At 69.3% G+C, this 8,208-nt stretch carries 7 protein-coding genes; 4 read left to right on the top strand and 3 right to left on the bottom strand.

The genetic code is table 11. From position 1 onward, the window contains the following. Together dnaE and AC1DU6_RS13495 are read left to right on the top strand one after the other, a co-directional pair. On the top strand, nucleotides 1–1,594 hold a 1,594-nt coding region (dnaE, locus tag AC1DU6_RS13500), incomplete at its 5' end, for a DNA polymerase III subunit alpha (RefSeq protein ID WP_477857717.1). Between the two features lie 28 nt (nucleotides 1,595–1,622). Further along, nucleotides 1,623–2,921: a patatin-like phospholipase family protein gene (locus AC1DU6_RS13495; protein WP_082532913.1), complete on the top strand. Its 1,299-nt coding sequence runs from the start codon at nucleotides 1,623–1,625 to the stop codon at nucleotides 2,919–2,921. Here AC1DU6_RS13495 and AC1DU6_RS13490 read toward each other — a convergent pair. Both AC1DU6_RS13490 and AC1DU6_RS13485 read right to left on the bottom strand, forming a co-directional pair. Continuing rightward, nucleotides 2,895–3,170: a ComEA family DNA-binding protein gene (locus AC1DU6_RS13490; protein WP_457323640.1), complete on the bottom strand. Its 276-nt coding sequence runs from the start codon at nucleotides 3,168–3,170 to the stop codon at nucleotides 2,895–2,897. The two genes, AC1DU6_RS13495 and AC1DU6_RS13490, sit on opposite strands and share 27 nt — an antisense overlap. A 2-nt stretch (nucleotides 3,171–3,172) precedes the next feature. Continuing rightward, nucleotides 3,173–4,909, bottom strand: a complete 1,737-nt coding sequence (locus AC1DU6_RS13485) for an ATP-binding cassette domain-containing protein (RefSeq protein WP_477857714.1) — start codon at nucleotides 4,907–4,909, stop codon at nucleotides 3,173–3,175. Nucleotides 4,910–5,036: 127 nt separating this feature from the next. Between AC1DU6_RS13485 and AC1DU6_RS13480 the strand changes: the two genes are divergently transcribed. Both AC1DU6_RS13480 and AC1DU6_RS13475 read left to right on the top strand, forming a co-directional pair. After that, nucleotides 5,037–6,071 carry a glycosyltransferase family 9 protein gene (locus tag AC1DU6_RS13480; protein WP_457323638.1) on the top strand — a complete coding sequence of 345 codons (1,035 nt, stop codon included), beginning with the start codon at nucleotides 5,037–5,039 and terminating at the stop codon, nucleotides 6,069–6,071. Further along, complete coding sequence (locus tag AC1DU6_RS13475) at nucleotides 6,068–7,081, top strand: glycosyltransferase family 9 protein (protein ID WP_477857712.1); 1,014 nt, start codon at nucleotides 6,068–6,070, stop codon at nucleotides 7,079–7,081. The genes AC1DU6_RS13480 and AC1DU6_RS13475 overlap by 4 nt, the downstream gene beginning before the upstream one ends. Here AC1DU6_RS13475 and AC1DU6_RS13470 read toward each other — a convergent pair. Then, on the bottom strand, nucleotides 7,078–8,175 hold the full coding sequence (locus AC1DU6_RS13470; protein WP_477857711.1) for a glycosyltransferase family 4 protein: 1,098 nt from the start codon (nucleotides 8,173–8,175) through the stop codon (nucleotides 7,078–7,080). The two genes, AC1DU6_RS13475 and AC1DU6_RS13470, sit on opposite strands and share 4 nt — an antisense overlap. Between the last annotated feature and the right edge of the window lie 33 nt (nucleotides 8,176–8,208).

Genomic DNA, 8,208 nt, shown 5'->3' with positions numbered 1-8,208 from the left:
CTTCGAGGACCTGATCGCGCTGGTGTCGCTGTACCGCCCGGGCCCGATGGACCTGATTCCTTCCTTCGTGGCGCGCAAGCACGGCAAGGAGGCCATCGAGTACCCGCACCCGCTGCTGGGCCAGGTGCTGGAGGAGACGTATGGCGTCTTCGTCTACCAGGAGCAGGTGATGCAGGCCGCCCAGGTGCTGGGCGGCTACAGCCTCGGCGGCGCCGACATGCTGCGCCGCGCGATGGGCAAGAAGAAGGCCGAGGAAATGGCCATGCACCGCGAGATCTTCCGCAAGGGAGCCGCGGAGAAGGGCATCGACCAGGCCAAGGCGGATGAAGTCTTTGACTTGATGGAAAAGTTCGCGGGCTACGGCTTCAACAAGTCGCACGCCGCTGCCTATGCGCTGCTGTCGTATCACACGGCCTGGCTGAAGACGCACTACACGGCCGAGTTCTACGCCGCGAACATGACCATCGAAATGGACGACACCGACAAGCTCAAGGTGTTGCTCAATGACGCCAAGATMTTCGGCATCGAGTTCCAGCCGCCCTGCGTCAACAAGGGCGTCTACCGCTTCGAGCCGATGACGAACCGCCTCGTCAACTACGGCYTGGGCGCCGTCAAAGGCACGGGCCGCGGCGCCATCGAGGCCATCATCGCCGCGCGCGAATCAGGCGGGCCCTTCCTGAGCTTCTACGACTTCTGCCTGCGCGTCGACCGCAAGGCCGTCAACAAGCGCGCGGTGGAGGCGCTGATCAAGGCCGGCGCCTTCGACAGCATCAACCCCGAGCGCTCACGGCTGCTCGCCAGCGTCGGCCGCGGCTACACGCATGCCGAAACGCAGGAGGCCAATGCCGATCAGGGCGGCCTGTTCGACTTCGGCGACTCGCATGCGGCCTCGCATGTCGAGCCCGATCTGGTCGACGCGCCCGTGTGGAGCATCAAGGAGCGCCTGTCGCTGGAGAAGACCGCCATCGGCTTCTACCTGTCGGGCCACCTGTTCGACCACGGCGGCGCCGAGGTGCGGCGCATCGTCAAGCGCCAGATCGCCGACTTGGTGGACAGCCGCGAGCCGACGCTGGTGGCCGGCATCGTCAGCGACATGCGCGTCATCAACGGCCAGCGCGGCCGCGTCGCCATCTTCAAGATCGACGACAAGAGCGACGCCATCGAGGCCGTGGCCAACGAGGAACTGCTGAACGCCAACAAGGAACTGCTGGCCGAGGACGAACTCATCATTGCCCAGGGCAAGGTGCAGAACGACCGCTTCTCGGGCGGCCTGCGCATGAATGTGCAGGCGGTGTGGAGCCTGTCGGCGGCGCGCGCCAAGTTCGGCCGGCATCTGCTGCTGGGCAATGCCGGTGCCGCCGGGTTGGTCAAGGAGCTGGTCGAGCGCTTTCCGCCGCGCGAGGTCGAGACGGAGGAGGGCGGCAAGCGCAAGCTCGGCCTGCCCGTGCGCGTGTCGGTCAAGGCCGAGCCGGATGGCGACAGCGTCGGCGCGCGCTGGCTGGTGGAACTTGGCGAGGCCAGCCGTTTCTGGCCCGCGGACGAGGCTTTAGCCAAATTGGGCACAGCGGCTGAGGTCATTTACGAAGCTGGATGAGCCCCGGCATCGGCGATGATTCCCGCCGATGCTGCAAGCCGTGCCCAAGCCCGCATCCCAGTCGATGGGGCTCAACCGTACGCCACCGGTCACGGGGTTGATCCTGACCGGCGGCGGCGCACGTGCCGCCTACCAGGTGGGCGTGCTGGCGGCCATCGCCCAGCTGCGCCGCGATGCCGGCGCGACGCAGCAGAACCCGTTTCCCGTGATCAGCGGCACCTCGGCCGGCGCCATCAATGCGTCGACGCTGGCCTGCCACGCGGACGACTTCGACGCCGCCGTCGACGGTCTGCTGCACCTCTGGCAGGGCCTGCATGTCGAGAACATCTACCGTGCCGACGCGTTCGAGGCGGTGAGGAGCGGCGCGCGCTGGCTCAGCATGTTGAGCCTGGGCTGGGCCATTGCACGCTGGACGCGCAGCCGCCCGCGCAGCCTGCTGAACAATTCACCGCTGCGCGAGCTGCTGGCCCGCTACCTCGACATGCCGCGCATCGAGACCATGCTGGACGGCGGCCATCTGCGCGCGCTGGCGCTGACCGGTTCCAGCTACACCTCGGGCCAGCACGTCACCTTCTTCCAGACCCATCACCACGTCGTGCCGTGGCTGCGCGAGCAGCGCATGGCGGTGCAGACCAAGCTGAGCCTGAGTCACCTGATGGCGTCCTCGGCCATCCCCTTCATCTTCCCGGCCGAGCTGCTGGAGCTGGAGGGCGTGGCCGAGTGGTTCGGCGACGGCTCGATGCGCCAGAGCGCGCCGATCTCGCCGGCCGTGCACCTGGGTGCCGAGCGCGTCCTCGTCATCGGCGCGGGCCGCATGAAGGAACCCGAGGGGCGCCGCGTCACCGCCACCGAGGCCCATCCCAGCATGGCCCAGATTGCCGGCCATGCGCTGTCCAACATCTTCCTGGATGCGCTGGCGGTGGACGTCGAACGGCTGCGCCGCATCAACCGCACGCTGGCCCTGTTGTCACGCGAGACGCGAGCGGCAACGGCGCTGCGGCCCATCGAGCTGCTCGTCATTGCGCCCAGCCGGCGCCTGGACGAACTGGCCGGCGAGCATCAGGCCAGCCTGCCGCCCTCGGTGCGCGCCATGCTGCGGGCCTTCGGCGTCAGCGGCAAGGGCAAGACGACCAGCGGCTCGGCGCTCGTGAGCTATCTGCTGTTCGAACCTAGCTTCGTCAACGAATTGATCAACCTGGGCATGAGCGACACGCTGGCCAAGCGCGCCGAGGTGCAGCGCTTCTTCGGCTGGCCGGCGCGGGCGCCGCAGATCGACCCGGCGCTGCTTCGCAAGAGCCGCTCAGCCGGGTTCGCTGCCGGCTGTTGAGAAGGCTTGGCCGGCCACGCGCAGGCCGGCGCTGGAGAGCTTGCGGGCGGTTCCCGCCTTGACGCCCGGCACGCGCCGCATCAGGTCGGCCCAGTCCTTGAAGGGCCGCGCGGCCAGCAGGCGCTGCACCAGGGCCGGGCCCAGGCCAGGCAGGGATTCGAGTTCCGCGCGGGTCGCGGTGTTGGCCTCGACCTCACTCTGAGCCAGGGCGGGAAGTGCCACCCACAGCAGCAGGGCCCGCCGCTTCATCGTCAGGCTTCGCCGAGCTGTGCCCGCACCATGGCCGCGTAGGCACCATCGCGCGCGATCAGCTCGGCGTGCGTGCCGGTCTCGACAAGCTTGCCGGCGCCGAGTACGTGGATGACGTCCGCATCGCGGATGGTGGACAGCCGATGGGCAATGACGATCAGCGTCTTGCGGCCCGACCAGGCGGCCAGGGCCTGTTGCACGGCGCGCTCACTCTCGGTGTCCAGCGCCGAGGTGGCTTCGTCGAAGATCCAGATCGGCGCGTCCTTGTACAGCGCCCGGGCAATCGCGAGGCGCTGGCGTTGGCCGCCAGAGAGCTTGCTTCCATTGGCGCCGACGTGGGTTTCGACGCCCTCGGGCAGCGTCTGCACGAAGTCCCAAAGATGGGCGGCGCGCAGCGCGGCTTCGAGCCTGGCCTCGTCGCGCGGCTGCGCGTAGGCGATGTTGTTGGCCACGGAGTCGTCGAAGAGCACGATGTCCTGCGACACGACGGCGAACTGGCGGCGCAGGGATAGACGCGTCAGCGCCTCGATGTCGATGTCGTCCAGCAGGATGTGGCCCGCGTCCGGCCGGCCGAAGCCCAGCAGCAGATGGATGATGGAACTCTTGCCCGCGCCAGAGGCCCCGACCAGGGCCGTCGTCTTGCCGGCGTGAAAGGCGAGGCTGAGTCCGTCCAGAGCCGGTTGGGAGGCGCCGGGATAGGTCAGGCGCACGTCTTCCATCGTCAGCTCGCCGTGTGCGTGCGACGGCAGCTCTCGGGTGCCGCTGTCGGCCTCCTTGGGCGCATCCATCAGCTCGAAGCAGCCCTTGGCGATGACGGTAGCCCGAGTTAGCGGCGCGGCCAGGTCGGACAAATGGCGCRGCCGCGAGGTCAGCAGCAGCAGGGCCGTGACGAACTCGGCGAAGGCCTGCACCCCCGTGCCCTGAGCGCGCGCCTGCCACAGTGCCACGCAGATGATGAAGGACAGGCCGACGCTGGCGACCAGTTGCGACAATGGCTGGGCCAAGGCGCCGGCGGTTGCCGTCTTCAGGTTGTTGCGGCGCACGTCGTGGGCAACGGCAGCGAAGCGTTCGCGTTCGTGCGCGGCCGCGCCGAACTGGCGCACCACGCGCCAGGCGCGAGTCAGGTCGTCGACCTTGTTGACGAGCAGCAGCTGAGAGTCATAGGAGCGCGTCGCCATCAGCCGCATGCGCTGGTTGAGCTTCTTCATCACCAGCGCCATCAGCGGCGTGACGACCAGGCTGAGCAGCGTCAGCTGCCAGTTCAGATAGAAGAGGTAGCCCAGCATTGCCAGCGCCGGCAGGCCGTCGCGCAGCACGCTCACGCCGACATCGCCGACGAGCTGCAGGATCTGCTGCGGGTCGTTGACGACCTTGCTGACCGCCGTGCCGGGCTGCATGCGCGTGTAGACCTGGGCGTCCAGCCGCAGCAGTGCGTTGACGAGGGTGGAGCGGAAGTCCATCACGCTGCGCGTCAGCGTCCAGTTGAAGAGGTACTGGCCGGCAAAGCCGAAGACACCTCGCATCAGGTACAGGCCGATCAGCACGACCGGGATCATCCACAGCGGAAAGGCATCCTTGGTGAAGCCCTCGCCGAAGGCATAGCCGATCAGTTTGGGGATCATCGGCTCGGTGGCGGCCGCGCCGATGTAGGCCAGCACCGTCAACAGCGCGCCCCAACGGTGCGGGTAGATGTACTGGCCCAGGCGGCGGGCAGGATTGGCTTCGGCGGTGGTCGACATCGGGCGTGATTGTCGTGCGTGTTTGGAGGCGCTTCGCCAGCCGGTGCCGCCATGCCCGGCCCATAGAATCGCCGCCGCCCCCCGCTTCTCACGCCCGATGCATCCGATTCCGCCTTCGCCCGCGCCGGTGATCCGTTCCGCCGCGGACGGCCCGGCAGGCCCCGACACCCGCCCGCGCACCGTGGTCCTGCTGCAGTGGGTCGGCATGGGCGACCTGGTCTGGCATGTGCCGTACTTTCGACGCGTCGCCGAGACCAGTTTTGGAGGGCAGGTGTCGCTGATCGCCTCGCCGACCGTGTTCGCGCCGCAGCTGGTAGGCCATGAACCCTGGGTGCGCGAGATCATCGACTTCGACCGCCACCCGCGCCGCCATGAGGGCCGACAGGGGCGTCACCGTGGCGTGCTGGGCCTGTTCCGCATGGGTGTGGAGCTGCGCGAGAAGCAGTTCGACCGCATCGTGCTGTTCACCAACTACACGAACCGCTCCCTGGTGGCGCTGGCCGCGAAGATCCCTGAGCGCCTGGGCTATGGCACGACCTGGCTGCAGCGCCGGCTGCTGTCGCATGGGCCATGGATTCAGCGCTACAGCGGGCCGGCGGTCGGCACCTACGAGGACGCCACGATGTTCGCCATCGCGCATGGATGGTGCGATGCACCCATCGTGCCGAGCCTCGTCGTGCGCCCCGAAGCGCTGGAGCGCATGAAGGCGCGAGTGCGGGGCCTGCCACAGCCCATGCATGCGCTGTGCATCGGCTCGTCGGAGCCCTACAAGCAGTGGGGCACCGACAACTTCGCCGCGCTGGCCGCCGAGCTGGCCCGCGCCGGCCACGGGGTGCTGCTGATCGCCGGCCCGGCGGAGCGCGAGATGGCGCAGGCCATCCTGCAGCGCGTCGAGCCGGCACTGCGCCCGCGCATCCTGGCCGTCACGGACGGCACGGTGGCCGAGACCGTGGCGGCCATGTCGCTGATGCGGACCTGCCTGGGCAACGACACGGGCGGCGTGCAGATCGCCGCTGCGGTCGGCACGCCGACCTGGGTGATGCTGGGCCCACGTCCGCTGCTGGCGCATGACCCCGAAACGCTGCACATGCTGACCGCGCCCAGGCTGGCCGACATCCAGCCCGGCGACGTTGCCCGTATCGCGCTGGCGCAGGCCGCATGAGCCCGGCAGACACCCGCCCCAAAACAGCCGTGCAGCTGCAGCTCAATGGCATGGGCGATCTTGTGTGGCACGCGCAGTACTTCCGCTGCGTGGCCGAGCAGAGCCGCGACGGCCAGGTCAGCCTCATCGCCGCGCCCACCACGATGGCCCGCGAGCTGCTGGGCCACGAACCCTGGGTGCGCGAAATCATCGATTTCGACCGGCGCCCGCGCAAGAGCGAGCGTCGCCGCGGCCGCCACAGCGGCCTGGATGGCCTGCTGCGACTGGGCGCCGAGCTGGCCCCCAAGCATTTCGACCGCATGGTGCTGTTTTCTGACCATCCGGGTCGCGCCATCATCGTCTGCTGGCGCGCCGGCATCCGCACCGTCCTCGGCTTCGGCGAGACCTGGCTGCAGCGCCTGCTGCTGACCCGATCGCCCTGGATCAGTCGCTACCGCGGCCCCGCCGTGGCGGGCTACAAGGACGCGACGAATTTCTCCATCGCCCAGGGTTTCTGCAGCGCGCTCATCGTGCCTCGCATCAGCGTGCGCCCCGATGCGCTGGCGCGCATGGGCGAGCGCCTGGCGCCATTGCCGCGGCCCTTTCATGCACTGGCCATCGGCGCGTCCGAGCCCTACAAGCAGTGGGGCGAAGACAACTTCGTCGAACTGGCCAATCGCCTGGCCGCGCGTGGCCACGGCGTCCTGCTGCTGGGCGGGCCGGCGGAAGGCGTGCTGGCGCAGACCATCCTGGCGCGCGTCGAGCCGGCATTGCGCGAGCGCGTGGCGACGATGACCGACAGCAGCGTCGCCGAGAGCGTGGCGGCCCTGTCGCTGGCGCGGTCCTGCATCGGCAACGACACGGGTGCCGTCAACATCGCGGCCGCGGTGGGCACGCATGCCTTCATCGTGCTCGGCCCGCGCCCGCCGCTGGAGCACGATCCCGAGCACGTGCACTTGCTGCAGGCCGCGCAGCTGTCGGACATCGGCGCCGCGGACGTCGAGGCCCGTGTGCAAGAGGTGATCGGCTAGCGCGCCAGCGCTTCCCGCCAGACCGCCAGCGTCCCGCGGGCCGTGGCCTCCCAGGTCCGCGTGCGCGCGTAGGCCAGTGCCGCTGCGCGGCGAGCGGGCGTCATCGCCACCGCGGCCGCAATGCCCGCGGCCAGCGCCTCGATGTCCTCCGGGTCTGCGATAGCGGCGTGGCCACCCGCCGCCTCGGGGCAACTGCCGCGGTCGCTGGCCAGCACGGGCGTGCCACAGGCCATGGCCTCCAGGATGGGCAGGCCGTAGCCCTCGTACAAGGACGGGAAGAGATAGGCCGCCGCGCCGGCGTAGAGCGCGGGCAGGTCCGTGTCGCTGACAAAGCCTGCGAAGTGCACGCGCGAGGCCAGGCCCAGCTCGGCAAGCCGTGCCGCCAGGGCCTCGCCTTGGTTGCGGGAGTGTTCGCCGCAGACCATCAATGTGTAGTCCTGGCCGARGCGCCCAGCGGCGAAGGCCTCGATGGTGCGTGCCAGGTTCTTGTTGGGCGTGGAGCCGACGAATAGCAGATAGGGCCCCGCCAGCCCATGGCGCGTGCGCACGGCCTGAATCTCGTCCGCCGTGTGCGGCCGGAACTCGGGTGCGACGCCCGGATGGACGACCTTGAGCCGCGCCGGATCACCGCCGACCAGGCGCAGGAAGTCCTGCCGCGTGTTCTCGCTGACGCACACCAGCCGCGCGCAGCTGTCGCGCAGATGTTCGTAATGGCGCAGCTTGCGCTGGCGCTTCTTCTCGTCGGTGTAGTTGATGTTCAACGCGGCGTAGAGGTCGTGCACGGTCGCGACGGTGGGCACGCGCCAGGGCGGCTGGCGTTCGTCGGGCACATGCAGCAAGGCGCATGACGGGCGCGGCAGCGGCCAGACCGGGCCCCACCAGCAGCGGCTGGACAGCCGGGGGCCCTGGGCCAGCCGGTCACGCAGCTGCCAACGCGAGCGCTTGCACAGCTGCAGCAGCTCGAACTCGTCCTGCGGTGGCACCTGCAGCGCCGACAAGGCTTCGATGAGCTGGCGCGTGTAGCGGCCGATGCCGGTGCCGCGTTCGTCGGTCAGGTTGGTGGCCTCGATCGCGAAGACGGGCGGGCCGATCATCAAGCGATGCCCAGTGCGGYCAGCGCCTGCGGG

It is taken from the genome of Roseateles sp. P5_B10 (assembly GCF_056400485.1).
This window is presented reverse-complemented; position numbering and strand designations above follow the sequence as displayed.

What these genes read in the sequence shown, in the direction of transcription:
- AC1DU6_RS13495 (WP_082532913.1), top strand. Translation starts at nt 1,623, where the DNA reads ATGCTGCAAGCCGTGCCCAAGCCCGCATCCCAGTCGATGGGGCTCAAC.
- AC1DU6_RS13490 (WP_457323640.1), bottom strand. Translation starts at nt 3,170, where the DNA reads ATGAAGCGGCGGGCCCTGCTGCTGTGGGTGGCACTTCCCGCCCTGGCT.
- AC1DU6_RS13475 (WP_477857712.1), top strand. Translation starts at nt 6,068, where the DNA reads ATGAGCCCGGCAGACACCCGCCCCAAAACAGCCGTGCAGCTGCAGCTC.